The 19,929-nt window shown below is 67.4% G+C and carries 17 protein-coding genes; 7 read left to right on the forward strand and 10 right to left on the reverse strand.

The genetic code is table 11. The features are described 5' to 3' along the window. The first annotated feature begins 20 nt into the window (after positions 1–20). From AC1KAR_RS16135 to AC1KAR_RS16150, 4 genes are read left to right on the forward strand one after another with little or no spacing between them, the layout of a single operon-like run. Positions 21–1,220: an ABC transporter substrate-binding protein gene (locus tag AC1KAR_RS16135; RefSeq protein ID WP_480319512.1), complete on the forward strand. Its 1,200-nt coding sequence runs from the start codon at positions 21–23 to the stop codon at positions 1,218–1,220. Next, entirely contained in the window at positions 1,204–2,157 is a 954-nt protein-coding gene (locus AC1KAR_RS16140; protein WP_480319514.1) for an alpha/beta hydrolase, read from the forward strand. The genes AC1KAR_RS16135 and AC1KAR_RS16140 overlap by 17 nt, the downstream gene beginning before the upstream one ends. Further along, the gene (locus tag AC1KAR_RS16145; protein ID WP_480319516.1) at positions 2,154–3,230 is read left to right on the forward strand and encodes a FecCD family ABC transporter permease; all 1,077 of its coding nucleotides are present in this window, start codon (positions 2,154–2,156) and stop codon (positions 3,228–3,230) included. The genes AC1KAR_RS16140 and AC1KAR_RS16145 overlap by 4 nt, the downstream gene beginning before the upstream one ends. Continuing rightward, the gene (locus AC1KAR_RS16150) at positions 3,227–4,027 is read left to right on the forward strand and encodes an ABC transporter ATP-binding protein (protein ID WP_480319518.1); all 801 of its coding nucleotides are present in this window, start codon (positions 3,227–3,229) and stop codon (positions 4,025–4,027) included. The genes AC1KAR_RS16145 and AC1KAR_RS16150 overlap by 4 nt, the downstream gene beginning before the upstream one ends. Positions 4,028–4,069: 42 nt before the next feature. Here the strand turns inward: AC1KAR_RS16150 and AC1KAR_RS16155 are convergent, their stop codons facing one another. Beyond that, positions 4,070–6,244: a heavy metal translocating P-type ATPase gene (locus AC1KAR_RS16155; RefSeq protein ID WP_480320757.1), complete on the reverse strand. Its 2,175-nt coding sequence runs from the start codon at positions 6,242–6,244 to the stop codon at positions 4,070–4,072. Between the two features lie 240 nt (positions 6,245–6,484). Here AC1KAR_RS16155 and cadR point away from each other — a divergent pair, with 240 nt between their 5' ends. Together cadR and AC1KAR_RS16165 are read left to right on the forward strand one after the other, a co-directional pair. Further along, positions 6,485–6,925, forward strand: coding sequence for a Cd(II)/Pb(II)-responsive transcriptional regulator (cadR, locus tag AC1KAR_RS16160; RefSeq protein WP_480319521.1), 441 nt, complete (start codon positions 6,485–6,487; stop codon positions 6,923–6,925). A gap of 2 nt (positions 6,926–6,927) precedes the next feature. Continuing rightward, positions 6,928–8,070, forward strand: a complete 1,143-nt coding sequence (locus tag AC1KAR_RS16165) for a BamA/TamA family outer membrane protein (RefSeq protein WP_480319523.1) — start codon at positions 6,928–6,930, stop codon at positions 8,068–8,070. A gap of 27 nt (positions 8,071–8,097) precedes the next feature. On the opposite strand, the gene AC1KAR_RS16170 is transcribed toward AC1KAR_RS16165, so the two are convergent. The 3 genes from AC1KAR_RS16170 to aspT (AC1KAR_RS16180) are packed head-to-tail and all read right to left on the reverse strand — an operon-like array spanning position 8,098 to position 13,250. After that, positions 8,098–9,741 carry a bifunctional aspartate transaminase/aspartate 4-decarboxylase gene (locus AC1KAR_RS16170; RefSeq protein WP_480319525.1) on the reverse strand — a complete coding sequence of 548 codons (1,644 nt, stop codon included), beginning with the start codon at positions 9,739–9,741 and terminating at the stop codon, positions 8,098–8,100. Between the two features lie 53 nt (positions 9,742–9,794). After that, a complete protein-coding gene (gene aspT / locus AC1KAR_RS16175) occupies positions 9,795–11,483 on the reverse strand; it encodes an aspartate-alanine antiporter (RefSeq protein ID WP_480319527.1) in 1,689 nt (562 codons plus the stop codon). 51 nt (positions 11,484–11,534) lie between these two features. After that, positions 11,535–13,250 carry an aspartate-alanine antiporter gene (aspT, locus tag AC1KAR_RS16180; RefSeq protein ID WP_480319529.1) on the reverse strand — a complete coding sequence of 572 codons (1,716 nt, stop codon included), beginning with the start codon at positions 13,248–13,250 and terminating at the stop codon, positions 11,535–11,537. A 272-nt stretch (positions 13,251–13,522) separates the two neighbouring features. Here aspT (AC1KAR_RS16180) and AC1KAR_RS16185 point away from each other — a divergent pair, with 272 nt between their 5' ends. Then, the gene (locus AC1KAR_RS16185) at positions 13,523–16,018 is read left to right on the forward strand and encodes an ATP-binding protein (RefSeq protein WP_480319531.1); all 2,496 of its coding nucleotides are present in this window, start codon (positions 13,523–13,525) and stop codon (positions 16,016–16,018) included. A 248-nt stretch (positions 16,019–16,266) separates the two neighbouring features. Here the strand turns inward: AC1KAR_RS16185 and AC1KAR_RS16190 are convergent, their stop codons facing one another. The 6 genes from AC1KAR_RS16190 to AC1KAR_RS16215 all read right to left on the reverse strand — a co-directional run bounded on the left by AC1KAR_RS16190 (position 16,267) and on the right by AC1KAR_RS16215 (position 19,781). Beyond that, the gene (locus tag AC1KAR_RS16190) at positions 16,267–16,485 is read right to left on the reverse strand and encodes a YgdI/YgdR family lipoprotein (RefSeq protein ID WP_480319533.1); all 219 of its coding nucleotides are present in this window, start codon (positions 16,483–16,485) and stop codon (positions 16,267–16,269) included. 10 nt (positions 16,486–16,495) lie between these two features. Beyond that, positions 16,496–17,161: a response regulator transcription factor gene (locus AC1KAR_RS16195; RefSeq protein ID WP_480319535.1), complete on the reverse strand. Its 666-nt coding sequence runs from the start codon at positions 17,159–17,161 to the stop codon at positions 16,496–16,498. Then, positions 17,154–18,065, reverse strand: a complete 912-nt coding sequence (locus tag AC1KAR_RS16200; protein WP_480319538.1) for a sensor histidine kinase — start codon at positions 18,063–18,065, stop codon at positions 17,154–17,156. Before AC1KAR_RS16200 ends, AC1KAR_RS16195 begins: the two co-directional genes overlap by 8 nt. Positions 18,066–18,154: 89 nt before the next feature. Then, positions 18,155–18,526: a response regulator gene (locus AC1KAR_RS16205; protein WP_480319540.1), complete on the reverse strand. Its 372-nt coding sequence runs from the start codon at positions 18,524–18,526 to the stop codon at positions 18,155–18,157. 248 nt (positions 18,527–18,774) lie between these two features. Continuing rightward, positions 18,775–19,146 carry a hypothetical protein gene (locus AC1KAR_RS16210; protein WP_480319542.1) on the reverse strand — a complete coding sequence of 124 codons (372 nt, stop codon included), beginning with the start codon at positions 19,144–19,146 and terminating at the stop codon, positions 18,775–18,777. Next, positions 19,146–19,781, reverse strand: coding sequence for a hypothetical protein (locus AC1KAR_RS16215; RefSeq protein ID WP_480319544.1), 636 nt, complete (start codon positions 19,779–19,781; stop codon positions 19,146–19,148). The genes AC1KAR_RS16210 and AC1KAR_RS16215 overlap by 1 nt, the downstream gene beginning before the upstream one ends. Between the last annotated feature and the right edge of the window lie 148 nt (positions 19,782–19,929).

Here is a 19,929-nt window from a genome sequence, read left to right on the forward strand (position 1 = left end):
TCTTAGATCGAAGCCCGCCCATGCCCAAGTTCAACCTCATTGATGTGTCGACCAAACGCCGCGCCGCCCTCGCCTGCGCATGGCTGCTGGCCGCCTTGTGCCTCGCAGGCCCTGGCACGCCGGCCCTTGCCCAGGCGCCGGCGCCAGCCACAGTGACGATCACCGACCTGGCGGGTCGCACCGTGCGCGTACCGGCCAAGGTGGAGCGCGTCCTGCTGGGCGAAGGTCGCCTGCTGCCCGCGTTCGGCGTGCTCGAACCCGGCGACCCCAGCAAGAAGATCGTCGGGATGATGGGCGACTTCGAGAAGCTCGACCCCGCCGGCTACGCCCCCTGGCGCGCTCGCTATCCCAACCTGGACAAGGTCACGCGCATCGGCCGCTCGCAGGCCGGCACCTTCAGCGACGAACTGGCCCTGAGCCTGCGCCCTCAGGTGGCGATCTTCGGTCTGGGCGGCGGCCATGGCCCCGGAGAGCGCGACCGCGAAACCCTCGCCCGCATGGAAGCGGCGGGCGTCGCGATCGTGTTCGTCGACTTCCGCCACGACCCGCTCGGCCACACCACCCGCAGCATCAGCGTGCTGGGCCAGGTGCTCGGCCAGCCGGAACGCGCCGCGGCATTCAACAGCTACTGGCAGGCGCAGTTGCAGACCGTGCAGAAGCGCCTGGCCGACGCCAAGCCGAAGCAGCCGACGGTGTTCCTGGAAAACCGCGTGGGCCTGTCGGAAGGCTGCTGCGACACCATGATCGGCCTGATGGGCCTCTTGCTCGATGCCGCTGGGGGGCGCAACGTCGCGCGCGGGCTGCTCCCCGGCGAACACGGCACGCTCAACCCCGAGTTGCTGCTCGCGTCGCAGCCCGACGTGTACATCGGCACCGCCATCGGGTCGGCGATCACGCAGGCCCAGGCACAGCAACAGATCGCACTCGGCGCGGGCGTGGACGCACAACTTGCCCGGCAATCACTGCAACACAGCCTGCAGCGCCCCACCATGCGTGCGCTGACTGCCGTGCAGCAGGGCCGCGCCTTCGCGATCTGGCATCACTTCTACAACTCGCCCTTCAACGTGGCCGCCGTGCAGGCCATGGCCAAGTGGCTGCATCCGAAGCTCTTCGCCGACCTGGACCCGCGCCACACGCTGCAGGAGATGCACCGCCGCTTCCAGCCGTTCGAGATGCAAGGCGAATACTGGATCGGGGCCACGCATGCGCCCGCACCATGACGCGCCAACCGCGGCGCTCCCTCGCCGCCGCCAGCTCCTTTGCGCCGGGCTCGCGTGCGGCCTGCCGCTCGCCCTGCCGGCCTGTGCGGCGCGCTCCGTGACGGCGCCCCTGCCCTCCCTGCCATCCAGCCCGGCGGTGACGCTGCCGCGCACGTACCAGGTCGACCTCACCCTGGCCGGCCGCGAGCGCCGGGTGTTCGTGGCAGTGCCAGAGGGCCCCGTGCCCGCACAGGGTTACCCGGTGCTCTGGGCGCTCGACGGCAACACCGCCTTCCCTTTGCTGGCCGCACTGATGCGCCAGCAAGAGGCACGGCCCGGTGATCTGCGCGCCGCCGCGACGGTCATCGTGGGCCTGGGCCTGCCCGGCGATGCCAGCTACGACCAGACCGCCCGGGCGGACGACTACACGATCCCCACCGCGGCGACGAACGGTCAGCGAGCGCGCTCCGACGAGTTCCTCGACATGATCGAGCAGCAGCTTCAACCGTGGCTTGCACGCCAGCTACCGGTTGACGCCGCGCGGCAGACCCTCTTCGGGCATTCGTTCGGCGGCCTGCTCACCCTGTACACGCTCTTCACGCGCCCTACCTTGTTTGCAAGCTACCTGGCCGCCAGCCCGTCGATCTGGTGGGGCGAGCGAGCGATCCTTCCGTACCGAGATGCCTACCTGCGCCAGTCACGCGCGACGAAGGGCGAGCGCCGCCTGCTCGTGACCGTGGGCAGCCTCGAAGAAAGCCAGCCCGGCGCCAGCGCAGAGCGGCTGCGCCGCCAGCAGGAGCGGCGGCAGGTGAGCGCCGCGCGTGAGATGGTGCAAAGCCTGCAAGGCGCACCGGGTCTGCGGGCCGGCTTCCGACTGCTCGAAGGCGAGGACCACGGCAGCCTCGTGGCGCCGAGCGCGGTGCTTGCACTCAAGCTGTCCACCGAGGCCAGCCCGTGAGCGCGCTGCTCTGGCCACAGGATCACGCCGGGGCGGCGCCCAACCTGCACGCGCAGTACCGCCGCGTCGTGCAGCGTCGCCTGTGGCTGATCGCCGCACTCGCGCTCGCGCTGCTGGCCGTGCTGCTGACCGACATCGCCACCGGCCCCGCCGGCCTGCCGCTGGCCGATCTGCTGCGCGGCTTGTGGGACCGCGACAGCCTCTCGCTCTCGCAGCGCATCATCTTGTGGGACGTGCGCCTGCCTGCCGCCCTGCTCGCCCTGCTGGTGGGCGCTGCGCTGGGCATGGCCGGGGCCGAGATGCAGACCGTGCTCAACAACCCGCTGGCCAGCCCGTTCACGCTGGGCATGTCGGCCGGTGCGAGCGTGGGGGCATCGCTGGTCGTGCTCGGCCAATGGACGCTCACGCTGTGGTCCGAGAACCTTGCGCTCACGGCGGGCGCTTTCGGCGGCGCGATGGTCGCCACCGCGCTGATCGTCTGGCTGGCTTGGCGCCAGGGGGCGTCGAGCGAGACGGTGGTGTTGTTCGGGATTGCGCTGCTGTTCAGCTTCGAGGCACTGCTGTGGCTGCTGCAATACCTCGCCGACAACAACGCCTTGCAGCAGATCGTGTTCTGGACCATGGGCAGCCTGGGTCGCGCCACCTGGCCCAAGGTGGCGCTGCTCGGCCTGGTCTTCGCCGCCTGCGCCGCCTGGTCGGCCCGCGACGTCTGGACGCTCACCGCGTTGCGCGTGGGAGAAGACCAGGCGCGCAGCCTTGGCTTGGCCGTCGAGCGGTTGCGCTTGCTCGTGCTGCTGCGCATCAGCCTGCTCACGGCGACTGCGCTCTCGTTCGTGGGCACCATCGGTTTCGTCGGACTCGTGGGGCCCCACATTGCGCGCCTGCTGGTCGGCGAAGACCACCGCCACTTCCTGCCGGCATCGGCACTGTGTGGCGCCTTGATGGTGTCGGGTGCGGCAGTGCTGAGCAAGAACCTCATCCCCGGCGTGGTGCTGCCGATCGGCATCATCACCGCGCTCATCGGCGTGCCGGCGTTCATCCTGTTGCTCATGCGCCGGCGGGTCGTGCTGTGAGAAACGCAGGCAGCTTTCACATCGGCGATCTGAACGTGGCCTACGGCGCACGTCGCGTGATCTCGGGCCTGCGCCTCGCCGAGGTCCGCCCCGGCACGATCGTCGGCGTGCTCGGCCCCAACGGCGCGGGCAAGTCGACCCTGCTGCGCGCCGCGGCGCGGCTCGTGAAGGCAACGGGAGAGATCCGGCTCGGCCCGCTCGATCTGCTTCACTGCCGCCACGCTGAACACCTGCGCCGCGTGGCCTACCTGCCGCAGACACTGCCGCAGGCGTCGTCGCTGCGCGTCCTCGAAGTGATCGAGGGCACCCTGCGCGCCACGCGGCCCGATCTCTCGCCGCCCGAGCGCGAGCAGCGCCTGCACGCCGTGTTGCACCGCTTGGAGCTGGCACCACTCGCGCTGCGCCGGCTCGACGAGCTCTCGGGCGGGCAACGCCAGCGCGTGGGTGTGGCGCAGTTGCTCGTGCGGCGCGCGCCCCTGATGCTGCTCGACGAACCCACGAGCGCGCTCGACCTGCGCTGGCAGTTGCACACCTTGAACGCCCTGCGGCAAGCGGCCGACGAGCACGGTGCGATCGCCCTCATCGCCCTGCACGATCTCAACCTGGCCGCACACCATTGCGACCGATTGCTGCTGCTGGGCGAACGTGGGCTGGTGGCCGAGGGACCGGTTGCGGACGTGCTGCGCAGCGACCTGCTGCGCGAGGCCTTCCAGGTCGAGGCGCAGGTGGCGCGCACGAGCGAGGGTGGCGTGGATTTCGTGCGCATCGACCGCATGGCGGGATCGATCACCGCCTGACGCCGCCCGCGGCCGCGCAGCCGCCGCCCCGGCAGGCCCCTGTCAGCGCGGCCCGGCCCGGAGCATCCGCAACCCGTTGGCCACCACGATCAAGGTGGCCCCCATGTCGGCAAACACGGCCATCCACATGGTCGCGTGGTCGAACAAGGCCAGCACCATGAAGACGGCCTTGATGCCCAGCGCCAGGCTGATGTTCTGCCACAGCACCGCATGCGCCCGGCGCGAAAGCCGGATCGTCTCGGGGATGCGCCGCAGGTCGTCGTTCATGATGACCACGTCGGCCGCCTCCATGGCCGTGTCGCTGCCGGCGCCGCCCATGGCGAAACCGATGTCGGCCTGGGCCAGCGCCGGGGCGTCGTTGATGCCGTCGCCCGTCATGGCGGTGCCGCCGTGGCGCTGCTGCAGCTCCTTGATGGCCGAGAGCTTGTCGTCTGGCAGCAGGTTGCCGCGCGCCTCGGGCACGCCGGCCTGGTGGGCGATGGTGCGCGCCGTGGCGGCGTTGTCCCCGGTGAGCATGACGGGCGTGACACCGAGCGAAATCAGCTCGGCCACCGCCTCGCGTGACGACGGCTTGATGGTGTCGGCCACTGCAAAGATCGCGAGCACGCCGGTGTCGTCGGCCAGGAGCGTCACGGTGCGGCCCTGCGTTTCGTGCGACTTCAGTTGGGCCTCGATCTCGGGGCTGCACTGGTCTCGCTCTTCGATCAGGCGGTGGTTGCCCAGCACCAGGGCGCGCCCTCCCACGCGGCCTTGCACGCCTCGCCCGGGCAGGGCTTTGAGTTCGTTGACGGCGCTGCCTTCGAGCGCGAGCCCCTGTGCAATGGCCTTCGAGACAGGGTGATCCGAACGTGACGACAGCGCGGCTGCCAGCCCTGCGGCCTCAGGCTTCTCCAACGCCTGGCTCACGACATTCCACTCGACCAGCTTCGGCTTCCCTTCGGTGAGGGTGCCGGTCTTGTCCAGGGCGATGGCTCGCAGGTTGCGCGCGCCTTCAAGGTAGGTGCCCCCCTTGATCAGAATGCCGCGCCTCGCCGCAGCGGCCAGCGCGCTCACGACCGTCACGGGCGTGGAGATCACCAGCGCGCAGGGGCACGCCACCACGAGAAGAACCAGCGCCTTGTAGATCGCATCGAGCCAGGCCCACCCCAGCAGCCAGGGCGTCAGCAACGCAACGGCCAGGGCGAAGGCGAACACCGCCGGCGTGTAGATGGCCGCGAAGCGATCCACGAAACGCTGCGTCGGCGCGCGGCTGCCCTGCGCCTCTTCGACGGCGTGAATGATCCGCGCCAGCGTCGTCTGCGAGGCAGGCGCCGTGACGCGGAACTCGAGCTCGCCGCTCTCGTTGATGCTGCCGGCATAGACCACATCGCCCGCCGTCTTGTCCACCGGCAGGCTTTCCCCGGTGACCGGCGCCTGATTGACCGAACTGCTGCCGGCCGTGACCACGCCGTCGAGCGGCAGGCGTTCGCCCGGTCGGATGCGAACGATGGCCTGCATGGGCACCGAGTCAGACGCCATGAGGCTCCAGCTGCCATCGCCCTGCCGCACCTCGGCCTGTTCGGGCGCGAGGGCGAGCAAGCCTTCGATGGCGTTGCGTGCGCGGTCGGCGGCCTGCGCCTCGATCATCTCGGCGACGGCGTACAGCGCCATCACCATCGCCGCCTCAGGCCACTGGCCGATCAGCATCGCGCCCGTCACGGCCACGCTCATCAAGGCGCTGATGTTCAGGCGCCCTCGCCTCAGCGCGGCCAGCCCGTTCGTGTATGTCTCGATGCCCGACAACGCAATCGCCGCCACGGCCAGCGCGAGGCTCAGTGACTGCGTGAACAAGGTTTCGGCGGCGAACAGATGCAGGCATTCGGCGCCCAAGGCCAGCACCACTGCTGCGGCGAGCCTCCAGCGGCTCGGGCCGGCCCCGTGGTCGTGATCGTGGACGCCGGGGTGCCCCTCCCCATGGCTGTGCCCACCTGCATCCGCATGGTCATGCCCATCACCATGCCCTTGGCCGCGATCGGCGTCTGGTGTCGCTCCTTTGTCGCCGTGCAGAACCTGCGGCGAGAAACCCGCGCGGCGGATGGCGTGGAGCGCCGGCTCGATCGCATCCACCGGAGCGTTGATCGTGAGCGTGCGTGCGCCCAGCTGGAATCGCAGACCGTGGATGCCGGTCACGGGTTCGAGCGCCTGGCGAATCTCGTTCTCTTCGACCGGGCAGCACATCGTCGGGATGCGCAAGACAGTTGCGGCGCCAGCGGGTGAATGCACTGCCTGGCCGCGCGACTCGACCGGGTCGCAGCAGGTGCTGGGGGGCGCACAGCACGCGCTCGATGGCTGGCTCGCGATGGGGATCCGCGTGCGCGTGGGTGTGCCGGTGGGTTCGTGGCGCTGTGTCATGCCGGCATTACAAACCCTGTAGCAGGTGTAGAGTCAAGCGCAACCTGCCCGCCCCCTGGAGACCCCATGAAAATCGGTGAACTGGCGCAATTGACGAGCACGGCGATCGAGACGATCCGCTACTACGAGCGCAAGCAGCTTCTCGCCGCGCCGGCCCGCACTTCGGGCAACTACCGCATCTACGGCGCCGAGCATGCCGAGCGGCTGGGTTTCATCCGGCGCTGCCGATCGCTCGACATGACGTTGGAGGAGATTCAGGCCCTGCTGCGCTTCAAGGACACGCCCGCGGCCGACTGCTGCGGGGTAGACGCGCTCCTGAGCGAGCACATCGCGCATGTGGCGCGCCGGATTCAGGAGTTGCGATCTCTCGAAAAGCAACTCAAGCACCTGCGCGATCAATGCACATCGCCGCACACCACGCGAGACTGCGGCATCCTCCAGGGTCTGTCCGAGACCCCCGCACCCAAGCGGCGAAAGGCCCGGGCCCATGTTCACGGAGCGCACTGACGATGCACCCAAGCCACCTCTTCCACTGGTGCCAGATGGCGACGCTGAGCCTCGCCGCATCGGCCAGCCTGGCCGCGGAACCCGCCCCTGCCCCCGAACCTGCACCCCAGGTTGCGACTGAAGCGCCAGCCGAATCGGCCACATCGGCCGGAGAGGGCCTGATGGAGCGGCAGGAGCGCTCGCCCTGGCTGCTCGTGCCGCTGGTGAGCAGCAGCCCCAAGCTCGGCACCTCGGTCGGTGGCATGGTCGGCTACATCATGCAGTTCGACGAGGCGTCGCAGCCTTCGATGGTGGGCCTGCAGGCCAAGCGGTCGAACACACACTCCACGGTGGTTGGCCTCGGCGGGCGCCTCTACTTCAACGAAGACCGCGACCGCGTGCTCGGTGGCCTGGTCGGCGCGAGGATCAACAACGACTACGCAGACTTCAACGCCAGCGGCCAGACGGTGAGCGACGAAGAAACCGCCAAGGCCGTCTTCCTCCGCTACCTGCACCAGGTGGCCCCGGCCTGGTACGTGGGCGGCCAGGGCGTGTGGTCCAACTACAGCGTGGAGGGCGAAGACGATCTGTCCGACGCCATCCTCGACCAGTTCGGCATCGTCGGCAACACGGAGGCGGGCCTCGGCCTGACCGTGCTCTACGACACCCGCGACAACGTCAACAACCCCAGCCAGGGATTGAAGGCACAACTCAGCAACCTGGCCTTCCGAACGGGTCTCGGTGGCGATGACAGCTTCGACACGATCGTCGCCAGCGTCGCGTGGTATCACAGCACCTCGCCAAAGAACGTGTTCGTCGGGCACAGCTTTGCGCGTTGGACGCACGACGCCCCACCGTCTCAGCAAAGCTCGATTCGCATGCGCGGCTACACGCGCGGCCAGTACTTCGCCCCCAATTCGTTCACCATCGAGGCCGAAGACCGCTACATGTTCCGCCCCAAGTGGGGTGGCAAGGTGTTCGCCGGTGTGACCTGCCTGTTTGGTGATGGCTTGAGCTGCGGCGACAGCGATCAGCTCTTTCCAATGGGCGGCGTGGGCGCGTTCTACATCCTCAAGCCGAAGCAGAACATGCTCGTGAGCGCCGAGTTCGCCCAAGGGAAGGACGGCAACCGAGGCTTCTATCTCCGCTTCGGTCAGCCGTTCTGACGCCGCGCCGCTGCGCGCCGGCGGCTGCTACTTCTTTTTGCCGGCCTTGCCGCTCTTCGCCTTGGGCGCGGCCGTCTTGCCGCCTGCCTTGCCCGACTTCACGTACTCGTCGTAGTACTCGGTCGCGAGTTCGCGCACCGCACGCCCGATGTTGGCGTAGTCGTACTCGTTGAGGTTGGCAAGCGACACGCGCCCGGACGGGTGCTGGGTACCAAAGCCCTTGCCCGGCAACATCACCACGCCGCTCTTCTGCGCGATGCGGAACAGCAACTCGTTGGGCCTGAAGCGCCCGGCCATCCATTTGCCGAACTCCGGCCCGAACAACTTCGAGGAGATCTTCTCGCCGTCGATGAGGTGGTAGTAGTCGACAGAGTTGGCGTCATCCTCCGCGGGCAGGCCCAGTTCGCGGTACAGCGCCTCCTTGCGGCGGCGCACGATCTGCTTCATGGCGTTCTTGTAGTCGTCACGCTCATCCATGAGGCAGAACAACGAGAACAACACCATCTGCACCTGCACCGGCGTGGACAGGCCCGCGGTGTGATTGAGCGCCACGGTGCGGCTGTCGGCCACCAGGCGGTCGATGAACTTCAGCTTGCGCGGCTCGGTGGTGATCGATGAATAGCGCTCGTCCAGCTCCTTGCGCACGGGTTCTGGCAACCGGGCAATCTTGTCGTCGAGCACGTTGTTTTCGTGCGTGCCCACCACGCCCATGCGCCAACCGGTCGCGCCGAAGTACTTGGAGTACGAATACACCAGGATGGTGTTGTACGGGCACATGGCGAAAAGTGATACGAAGTTGTCGGCAAAGGTGCCGTACACGTCGTCCGTCAGGATGATCAGGTCGGGCCGCTTCTTGACGATGCCCACGATGTGTTCGAGCACCTCGTCAGACAGTCGCACCGACGGCGGGTTGCTCGGGTTGCACAAGAAGAACGCCTTGACCTTCGGGTCGAGCAGCTTGTCGAGCTCCTTTTTCGTGAACTGCCAGTTGTTTTCCGCCGGCGCATCGATCTCGAGCTCGACCAGTTGGTAGTCGTTGAGGTGCGGGATCTCGATGTAAGGCGTGAAGATCGGCATGCCTAGCGCGATGGTGTCGCCCGCCTTGATGAGGTGGTTCTCCTTCAGGCTGTTGAAGAGGTAGGTCATCGCCGCGGTGCCACCCTCGACCGCGTACATGTCGAACTTGCCCACGAAGGGGTGCGTGCCGATCATCTCGCGATGGATGTACTTGCCCACCACGACCTCCGACAAACGCAGGAAGCGGTCGGGCACCGGGTAGTTGCAGGCCAGGATGGCCTCGCACATCTCGTAGAGGAAGTCGCCGGCCGACAGCCCGAGTTGGTCGCGCACGTATGAGACGGCTGCGCCCAGGAACTCCACGCCCTCGACCCCCTTATGGCGGTGCAGGTAGATCGCAAAGCGCTCCTCGATGCCGTCGCGCTGCGGGAAACCGCCGACGTTCTTCATGTACTGGTAGGAACGCTCCGCCTCGGTCATCGCGAACAGGCCGAGCTGGAAGAACCCGTGCCGCGGCAGCGTCGCCAGGAAGTTCGGGTTGCCGCGCCCGGCGTTGAGCATCGAGCGGCTGCTCTCCTTGGCGACCTGGATCAGGGCGTCCTTGAGTTCGAAGGGGCTGAGGGAGCCGAGCTTTTCAACATCGCTGAAGTCCATGGAATTCTCCTCGTTATGTCTGCTGTGTAGAAGGGACTGTGAGAGCCGTGGCGTCAGGCAAACGCCACGATCAGGGGGCCGAGCAGCGTGAGCAGCACGTTGGCCAGCGCATATGTCACGGCGAACGGCACCGTGGGCACGGAGTTGCCGGCCTTGTCGAGCACTTCACCGAAGGCCGGGTTGGCGCTTCGCGAGCCAGACAAGGCGCCGGCAAAGATGGCCGCGTTGTCGTAGCGCAGCACGTAGCGCCCGATCAGCATGGCAATGAGCAAGGGCACGATGGTCACGATCACGCCCACCAGGAAGAGCGTGACGCCCTGGTCGCGCACCGTGGTCACCGCTTGCAGGCCCGACTGCAGGCCCACCACGGCCACGAAGCCGGCCAAACCCAGGTCCTTGAGGATCTGAACGGCCCCGGGCGGCAGGTTGCCGAAGGTCTGCTTGCGTGAACGCCACCAACCGAAGACAAGGCCCGCGAGCAGTGCACCGCCGCCGCTGCCCAAGGTGAGCGGGATGCCGCCGATCTTGGCCGTGAGCAGGCCCACCAGCAGACCGACGACCAGGCCAGCGCCGAGAAAGACGAAGTCGGTCTTGGTACTGGGCACCAGCACCGGGCCGACATGCGCGGCGACTCGCTGCACATCGTTCTCGGCGCCGAAGAGCGTGAGGGTGTCGCCTGCCTTGACCACCTGCTGCGGCGTCATCGGCATCACATGCCCGCCGCGGCGCAGCTCCAGCACGTAGACGCCGTGGCGCACCTCGTGTGCGGTGCTGCGGCGGATTTCGTCGACCGTCTTGCCGTCCAGCTCCTTGCTGGTGACCACGGCTTCGCGGCGCTGCAAGGTGAGCTCCATGCCATCAATGCCATAGACCTCCTTGCCCAGCGACCCGGCGGTGCGCAACACCGCGGCGCGGCGGCCCACGAGCAGCACGACATCACTGGCCGCCAGCACCAGATCAGGCGCCAGTTCGACAAAGCTGCCGCCTCGCTTGACCCGCTCGATGGTGACCGGCGATGCCGGGTCGGCCAGTTCGATCTGGTTCACCGTGCGGCCCTGGGCCGGGCCAGCCTCGAACAGGCGGCCCACCAGATCGGGTGCGGCAGCCTGCTGATCCGGCCCCAGCACTTGCGCGCCAGTCTCCATGGCCGCCTGCGCGGCGATGGCGTCGTCACGGATGCCCCGCCGCATCAGCCATGGCAGCACGTTGACGCACACGAGGATGGCGCCGAACGAGCCGAACACGTAGGTCACCGCGTAGCCGATGGCGACGTTGGCCTGCAGCCGCTGTGTTTCGTCAGCCGTCAGCCCCAGCCGCGTGATGGCATCGCCAGCCGTACCGATGATGGCCGACTGGGTCAGGCCGCCGGCGGCCACGCCCGCCGCCAGCCCCTTGTCGAGCCCGAACAGCTTGGCGCAGACGACGACCGTGAGCAGGCCGGAGGCTGCTAGCACGAAGGCCAGCAGGATCTCCTTGAGCGACTGCTTGCCGAGCGAGCGGAAGAAATCCGGCCCGCTTTCGTAGCCCACTGCGTAGATGAAGAGCGCGAACAGGACCGACTTCACGCCTGAATCGATCTGTACGCCGACCTGGCTGACGATGCATGCGACCAGCAGCGAGCCGGCCACGCCACCGAGCTGGAACTTGCCGAACTTGATCTTGCCGATCAGGTAGCCCAGCGCCAGCGACAAGAACAGTGCGATCTCTGGCGATCGCTTGAATATGTCATGTAGCAATTCCATCGTCTGCCTCCTTGGTTGTCGAGCAATCGGAATGAATCCGAATCCCTTGCGTCAGTGCGCGGTTACGGCGGCCGCCATCGCCACGATCACCGGGCCCATGAGGGGCAGGATCACGTTGGAGATGGCGTAGGTGATCGTGTAGCCCAGCAGGGGCGTGGTGTTGCCGGCGGCACTCTGGATGGCGCTCAAGGCCGGTGTACTGCACTGCTGCCCGGCAATGGCGCCGAGCAACACCGGTGTCTCGATCTTCAGGAAGTAACGCCCGACGATCAGCGAGACGGTGGCGGGCAAGACGGCGATGGCCACTCCCATGAGAGGCAGCGAGATGCCGTAGCGTTGAACCAGCTCCAGCGCCTGGGGCCCCGACGCCAGCCCGACGCAGGCAATGAAGGTGGCCAGGCCCAGGTCCTTGAGCAGATCGAGTGCGTCGTGCGGCAGGCTCAGGCGGCTCGGGTGCTTGGCCTGGTACCAGCCGAACACCAGGCCGGTCAGCAGCGCGCCGCCACCCGTGCCCAGCGACAGCGCAACGCCACCGGCCGAGACGCTGAACATGCCGATCCACACCCCCAACGCGATGCCGAACGACGCCAGCGCGAGGTTGCTCTTGGTCGACTTGAGTGCCACTTCGCCCAGGCTCTTCTGCGCCGCACCCAGCGCTTCGGCCGGCCCGAAGAGGCGCAGCTTGTCGCCCATCTGCAGCTTCAGGTCGGGCAGCACCGGCATGCTCTGGCCGCCGCGCTCCACGCGGGCCACCAGAACACCCTCGGGCGCCAGCGGCGCGCCGCCATTGCCTTGCGGCGTGGCAAGCTGGCGCAACGTCAGCCCGTGCGCCGCCTTGTTGCGCAGCACGAGATCGCTCCCCTCGAGCACCACGCCAAACTCGGCCGCGTCACCGACTTCACGGCCACGGCCGGCGAATACCTGAGCCACGTCCAGGACCGTCTGGCGGTAGCCCACGATCAGCACCCGATCACCGGGGGCGAATACGGTGTCGGGCTTGAGCGGGAGCGCCTGTCCATTGCGGCGAAGGCCCAGAACGCTGCCGCCATGCTTCAGCTCGGCCGTCAGGTCTGCCAAGGCTCTGCCGCCGCCGGTGACCTCGTAGGCGCGGCCCACGAGTTCGGGCACCGCACCCAGGCGGCCGGGGTCGTCGTCCTGCCCACCCATCGATTGCCACAGGCGCTGCGCTTCCTCACGCAGGTTCACGCGCAGGATCAGCGGGAAGATCTGGCTGGTCACCACCACGATGGTGATGAGGCCGAAGATGTAGGTGATCGAGTACGCCGTGACCACATTGGCCTGGAGTTGCTTGAGCTGATCGGGTGGAAGGGCCAGCTTGGAGATGGCATCGGTGGCCGTGCCGACCACGGCAGACTCGGTGGCCGCACCGGCCATCAGGCCCGCTGCGGTGCCGGGATCGAGGCTCATGAAATGCGTGGCGCCGAGTACCAGCGTCAGCACCACCACCACTTCGATCAGGCAAAGCAGGCCAATCCTCAAACCCTTGGCATTGAGGTTGGCAAAGAACTGCGGCCCACCGGCATAACCCAACGCGAATATGAACAGCATGAAGAACGTGTTCTTCACGCTGGCCTCGATCTGGATGTTCAACTGGCCCACGACCAAGGCGGCGATCAAGGTGCCGCAGATGCCGCCCAGCTGAATGGGGCCGAACCTGATCTGCCCGACCGCATAGCCGATGGCAAGCACCAGGAACAAGGTGATCTCCGGGTGCCTTCTTAGGATGTCGATCGCTTCGGCAATCACGGCTGCCTCCTCCTGTATGGTTTGAAGTCTCCCGAGGGCGCGGTGCATTCTTGTCACGAAAGACTCGGCATACAAGCGCTTGGGGCTGCCCTCTGGGGCAGACTTGCAGGCACGGCGCAGCCCTCCCTGCCTCGGGTGCCGGCCGCTAAGATGAATGAATGCCGAATCCGTCGGCCTGGCACGCTCGCCATAGGGCACCCTTCGCCCGTACCCATCGACCAGCCCGCCCATCGACCAAGCCCAAGGCCTGCATGCCCACAGTGAGACCTTCCTTGATCCGCAACTGGGCGTGGGCCGCCCTGGTGGGTTTGCTTGCGGTCGGGCTGCGGGTGATGGCCATGCCCTTCCTGGACGACCGCCTTCCGTTCGTCATCGCCTTCCCGCTGATCGTGCTCGCCTCGGTGATGTGGGGCACGGGGCCGGGCCTGCTGACCGCCGTGCTGTGCGCGATTGCCGCAGCGGTACCCTCGATCCCGCCGGACATCGACGACGATGCTCGCCCGCTAGAGGTCGGCGCCTTCATGCTCGCGTCGATCGTGATCGCCCTGCTCTGCGGCCAGTTCGGGCGGGCACATTCGATCGGCCTGGACGGCTCGGGCGGCACTGCGGCGCGCATCGAGACCCCTCTCACGGCCTGGCTGCGCGCGGTGCTGTGGGGTGCCTTCCTGATCCCGATCACCGCCTTCGTGATCGCCGCGTGGTGGGGCTTCGAGAATGCCGAACGCGAGGCGGCCGCCGCCGCGTCCCATTCGGTCGACCTGGCCTACGAGCACGCCGGGCGCACCCTGGGCACCGCAGCCGAGATCGCGCGGCGAGTCGATGCCATCACCGCCATGCCCGACGCGCTCGCCCGCGAGCAGGAGCGCGGCATCCATCAGCGGCTGGCCGACATCGCCACCGGTCAGGCGTCGGTGGTCAATGTCAACGTGTGGGATCGCACCGGCCGCCCCCTGGCTCGTAGCGACGCCTACCCCGTCAACCGCGAGGCCGCTGTCGCCGACCGGCGCTACTTCCGGGAGCAGCAGGAGACACCGGTTTCATTGGGCATCAGCGAAGTGCTGATTGGCCGCCAGACCGGCGTCGAACTGGTCAATGCGACTGTTCGCAGGTCGTCCGAGCAGGGCGAATTCCGCGGCGTGATTGCCGTGTCGATGAAGCCGGATTACTTCCGCGACTACTACCGGTCCTTGTCGGCCGAAGGGCCTCACTTGGGCGAGTTTGCGCTGGTGCGCCTCGACGGCGAGACAGTCGCACGGTGGCCCAAGGGTGACGAAGGCGCTCCATCGCGCACAGCATCCGACGACCCGGTGCAGCAGCGGCTCAACAACGGCGTCTACGCCGGCACGCTCTGGCTCCCGGCGACCGGCCAGACCGATGCCCGCATCGTCGCCTTCAAGCGGGTCGACGGCTACCCGGTCTACGTGATGGCCGCATTCGACGGGCAGAGCATGCTGGCCGGCTGGATCCGTTTCGTGGGGCTGCTGGCAGCCATCGTGGCGCCCGTCACCGCGGGATTGGTGTACGTGTCGTGGGTTGCGCTTCAGAAGACGCGCCGTGAACAAGGCACCATGCTCGAGTTGCAAGAGCAAAGCCGCCTGCGGGCCAAGGCCGAGAAGAGCATGCTCGAAGCCCAGAAGCTCGAAACCCTGGCGGTGGTGACGGGCGGCGTGGCACACGACTTCAACAACCTGCTGGCCATCGTCAGCACCAGCCTGCACGTGCTCAAGCGCCAGAACCCCGAATTGGCAGACCAGAAGCAGGTGACCGCCATGACGCGCGCCATCCAGACCGGCGTGCGGCTCACCCGCCAGTTGCTGTCGTTCTCACGAAAGCAGGCGCTTCGCCCCGAGCTCGTCAGCCTGCAAAGCTGGCTTCCAGCCATCGAGAGCCTGCTGAAGGTGGCGCTGCCGGCGGGGGTCAACCTCGAGGTGCGCGTGGCGCCCGATACCGACGCCGTCATGGTCGACCCGGGCGAGCTGGAACTGGCCCTCATCAACCTCGTCGTGAACGCCGGTCACGCCATGCCAGGAGGCGGCACCGTGTCGGTGAAGGCCGGCAATGCCGAGAAGCGGCTGCCGGGCCAAGTACGGGCGGTGCTGCTGTCCGTGGTCGACACCGGTGTCGGGATCCCGGCGCACCTGCTGAATCGGGTGATGGAGCCCTTCTTCACGACTCGCCACAAGGGGGCCGGGTCGGGCCTCGGGCTGAGCCAGGTCCATGGCTTTTGCGCACAGGCCGGCGGCATGATGGACATCGAAAGCGAAGAGAGCCGGGGCACCACGGTGTGCATGCGTCTCCCCGCGTCAGACGCACGCGCCACCAACGCCGAAGCCGAGCCACCGCAGAGTGCGGTTCGCCTCACGGGCCGGGTGCTGCTGGTCGAAGACAACGAAGAACTCGCGAGCACCACCGAGGTGCTGCTGCGAACGGCTGGGCTGGACGTGCACCGCGCTGCCAGCGCCGATGCCGCCCTCGCCTACCTGAGCGCGGCTGCTGAACGGCCGGATGTGGTGCTGAGCGACATCGCCATGCCTGGCTCGATCAACGGCATCGGCTTGGCGTTCGAGTTGCGGCGCAGGTCACCCGACCTGCCCGTGCTGCTCACGACGGGTTACGCAGAGCAACTGCACGAAGCGACTGAGGGCGGCTTTCGGGTCCTGCCCAAGCCGACGTCTCCCGAGCAATTGCTGGCTGAGATTCGCTCCGCGCTGCCGCAGTCCGGTACGAGTGCGACGGCCAGGGGATCTCTCCCCGATCAGGCCAGCTGATCACCTCGCCGAACTCGTGTGTATCGGGCGCCGATACCGAACTCCCGGCGAGCCAACTCGCCGAGGAAACCGCCAAGCCACCCACGGTGAGGGTGAATGCAACTGCGGAAAAGATGTGGTGCTTCATGACAGCCTCGGCACGGCGGGTTGGGGTGTGACTCCAATGTGCCCCTGTGCCGTAACGCCGGCTATCGGCCGGCGCTGCAGCCGCCTGTAGGACAGCTGCTCAGCGCTCAGCCCGCGCCCGCTCAGCGCTCCAGCACCTGCACCACATCGCTCTTCAAGACGGAGGCTTTCTTGCCCGCGGCGTCTTCGTAGATGTACATGCCGGTCTTGTCGTCCAGCGAAGGCTTGCCGTAGGCCTCGAGCATGCGGCCGTCCTTGGTGCTGATGATGTACTGGGTGCTCGAGCACGCGACGGTGGTGAGCGCCACGGTGGCAACGGCAGCAAACAGACGGAAGTTCATGGTGTTTTCCTTATGGTGGGAGTGGAACGATTGAGGGGAATTGCTGGGGAAACGACGCGGCCGCATCTGTTTCGGCCATGAGCGGCACCAACTCTGCCACCCGGCGCACGCCGAAGAGGTGGAACACGCGGGAGCGGTCGGCCTTGACGGTGCGCTCGGTCACGCCGAGTTCATGCGCCAGCTGCTTGTTGAGTTTGCCGGCAACCACGCCGTCGAGAACGCTGCGCTCGCGCGGGCTTAGTTCGTTCATGTGCTCCCGTATCGCGGATTGCCAGGCCTGCCGCGCACGTGCCGCAGCCCCACGCTCCAGGGCCGAGGCCACCGCCGAGAGCAGGGCCACGCAGTCAACCGGCTTGGTGAGAAAGTCGCACGCTCCCGCCTTGATCGCCTGCACGCTGGAGCGCACATCAGCCTGCCCGCTCAGGAAGATCACCGGCTTGGCGTACAGCGGGTGCCACCTGAGCGCCTCTTGCAGTGCGAGGCCACTCTGGCCGGGCATGTTCAGGTCGAGCAGCAGGCAACCGGGGCGGGCGTCGGGTGGGCTGAGCAGATAGTCGGCCGGGCTGTCGTAGGTCCGGGCCATGTAGCCCGAAGCACCCAGCAGGCGAGCCAATGCTGCCCGCATCGACGCATCGTCGTCGATCACATGCACCACGGCGCTCTGGGCCTCAGACATGGTGCGCCACCTGGGTACCCGATATCGCGCCGGCAGCCGCTTCGTCCAGGCTCGACTCGCATCCGCCCGCACCGGTCAAAGCGACACCGATCCGCGGCACGCGCACGGTGAGCACCGCGCCCCCGTCCGGCCCCGGCTTGGCCGTGATCACGCCGCGGTGCGCGTCGACGATCGACTTCGCAATCGACAGGCCCAGGCCCAGGCCGTTCTTCTTGGTGGTGTAGAACGAATCGAACATGTGCTGCGCCGCGTGCTCACTCAGGCCGCTGCCGGTGTCGGCCACGCCGACCTCCACCCACGCTCCCGCCGGCTGCGCGGTGACGACCACCTTGCGCGCGCCAGCCGGCTCGCCGGCCATCGCATCCATCGCATTGAGCACGAGGTTCAGCAGCACCTGCTCGATCTGCACCGCGTCGCCCCGAACCATGAGCGGGAGATGCCCCGTGCGCACCTGCAGGTCGACCTGCCGGCGCTGCGCCTCGGCCGACAGCACATGCGCCACGTCGTTCAGCACACTGCGCAGGTCGATGTCGAGCAGTTCGAGTTCGCGGCGCTCCAGCAGCAAACGCAGGCGCCGGATGACCTCGTGGGCACGCAGGTCGTCCGCGCGGATGTCGGCGAGGATCGATCGCAGTTCGGCCAGCGGCGGATCAGGGCGCTGCAAGAGGATCTCTGCCGCGTCGGCGTTGCTGAGGATCGCGCCGAGTGGCTGGTTGATCTCATGCGCGATGGAAGCGCTCAACTGGCCCGCGGCCACAAGGCGCCCGGCGTGGGCCAACTCGGCACCACGCTCCCGCAGTGCTTGCCGCGCCTGGCGCAGCGCGCCATTCAGGCGCACGACATGAACCAACGCCGCCCCGAACAGCAACACGAACACGCCGAGCAACAAGAACAGCGGTGACATCCGCGCCCCCGGGGCCTTGCCCCCTTTGTGGTCGGGCCAGCATATGCCCCCGATCGGGGTGTTTCAATTGCCCCTTCGGGCATGTCGACTCAAATGACGCTGCGGATGGCAGCCTCGACCGCACCGATGAGATCACGCCCCTCGAAGGGCTTGGTCAACACGATGAGCGCGCCCCCATGGCGCGATGCAGCATGCACGTGCTCCCCGTCGAACGCCGTCACGAACACGGCCGGCGTGCGTGGCTCGCTCATCGCCTCGTACCAGTCAGAGCCGAACTGCCCCGGCAGATGCTCGTCGATCACCAGGCAATCGGCGCGGGTGATCTCATCGAGCGTGGCGTCTTCCGCGCGGCCGCAAGCGTGCGTGGCATAGCCTGCCGCGCCAAGCAACCGGCTCATCGCCCGCCGCATGCCCTGGTCGTCGTCGACGATCAAGACGTGCTGCCTCAGAAGCTCACCCATGTGCCCCCGTGTCGCTGCCTGGGCGGCCTGCTGGATCGAGGCCGCCGCGATCACGCCCGAAGGGCGCCCTCGCCCTTCAAATCTAGGCTGCGGGCGGGCCCCTGTGCCTAGGGTTTCGGGAAGCTGGGGGCCGTTATCGGGACAAAGGCAGGGCGGCGCGCCCGCAACCCTGACCGAAGGTCACACGGTTGAGAGAGAGCCGCCGCAGCCTCCCGGCGGGAGCGGCTCCCGATCAGTCACCGGGAGCTCTACTCCTGGTGGATTCGCCACCCCTTGCCGGGGTACTTGCACAGCGGGTAGGTCGCGTCGCTCGACAGTCCCTTGGCGTGGTTCTCCACGCGCATGCGCTTGCAGGGCATGCCACCGGCGGTGTAGCTCTTGAGCACCTCGACCTCGCCGGAGTGCCCGGTCTTGGGGTTGCTCCATTCCGACTTGGCACCTTCGTCGCCCGAATTCAGCAACTTGTCGGCGGTCGACTTCATCAGCTTCACGTCTTCGCTGTTGAAGTAGCTGATGGGCGAGTTCTTCAGGTAACCCAGGCCGCTTTGCGCAGACGCACCCAGCGGCCACGCGAAGCCGAGCGCCAACACGGCGGCCAGGAGCCGCGTGGGGGTGCGCATCACTTCTTGCTGCCCTTGTCGGCGGCGTGCTCGACGCTGAGCACCGCGCCTTCGAGCAGCGTGGCCCGGACTTCGCTGCCGACCTTCACCTTGCTCAGGTCCACGTCGGCCGGGATATCGACCTCGATCGAGCGCTTCGGGCCGCGCAGCGTGGCCTTGCGAGCCTTCTTGTCGAGCGACTGAATCACGGCCAGCACGTCGACCCGGCGGCGCGCTGCCACGGCCGGCATGTTTCCGCTTGCGGCCGACGCTGCCGACGTGGATTCAACCCGCTCGCGGATGCCCGACTTGGTGGAGGTGGGCTCCAGCGCCACTACGGCGGCCACTGCATAGCGAAGCACCAGGTCGTCGCCCACGCGCACGACAGACAGGTTCTTCACATCCGCGGGCACATCGAGCGACACCAGTTCGCCATTCGGCTTGCGCAGGGTGACGATCCGCTGGGTTTGATCCAACTCGACCACCTTGGCGCGCACCTCGACTTCGCCGGCCTTGGCCTGCGTCTTGCCACCATCGGCCGAGCCTTGGGCCACCGCCACGGTGGCCTTCTGAGCCATGGTCGCGCCAGCGGACAACAGCCCAAGACCGCAGATCAATGCACCGAAGACCTGGGTAGCGCGAGGGAACTTGTTCATCAATGGCTCCAAAAGTTTCTGGGGTTGTTTTATCGCCGGCGAAGTTGACACGACGGGTCATGCATCGTCAAGCCCTCGCAGCATGCAGGCGGTGACGCAGACAGAATCGTGAGCGCGCTGCACACTCCACGCTTGCGCGGCACAAGAA

It is taken from the genome of Piscinibacter sp. PDB1-1 (assembly GCF_056675995.1).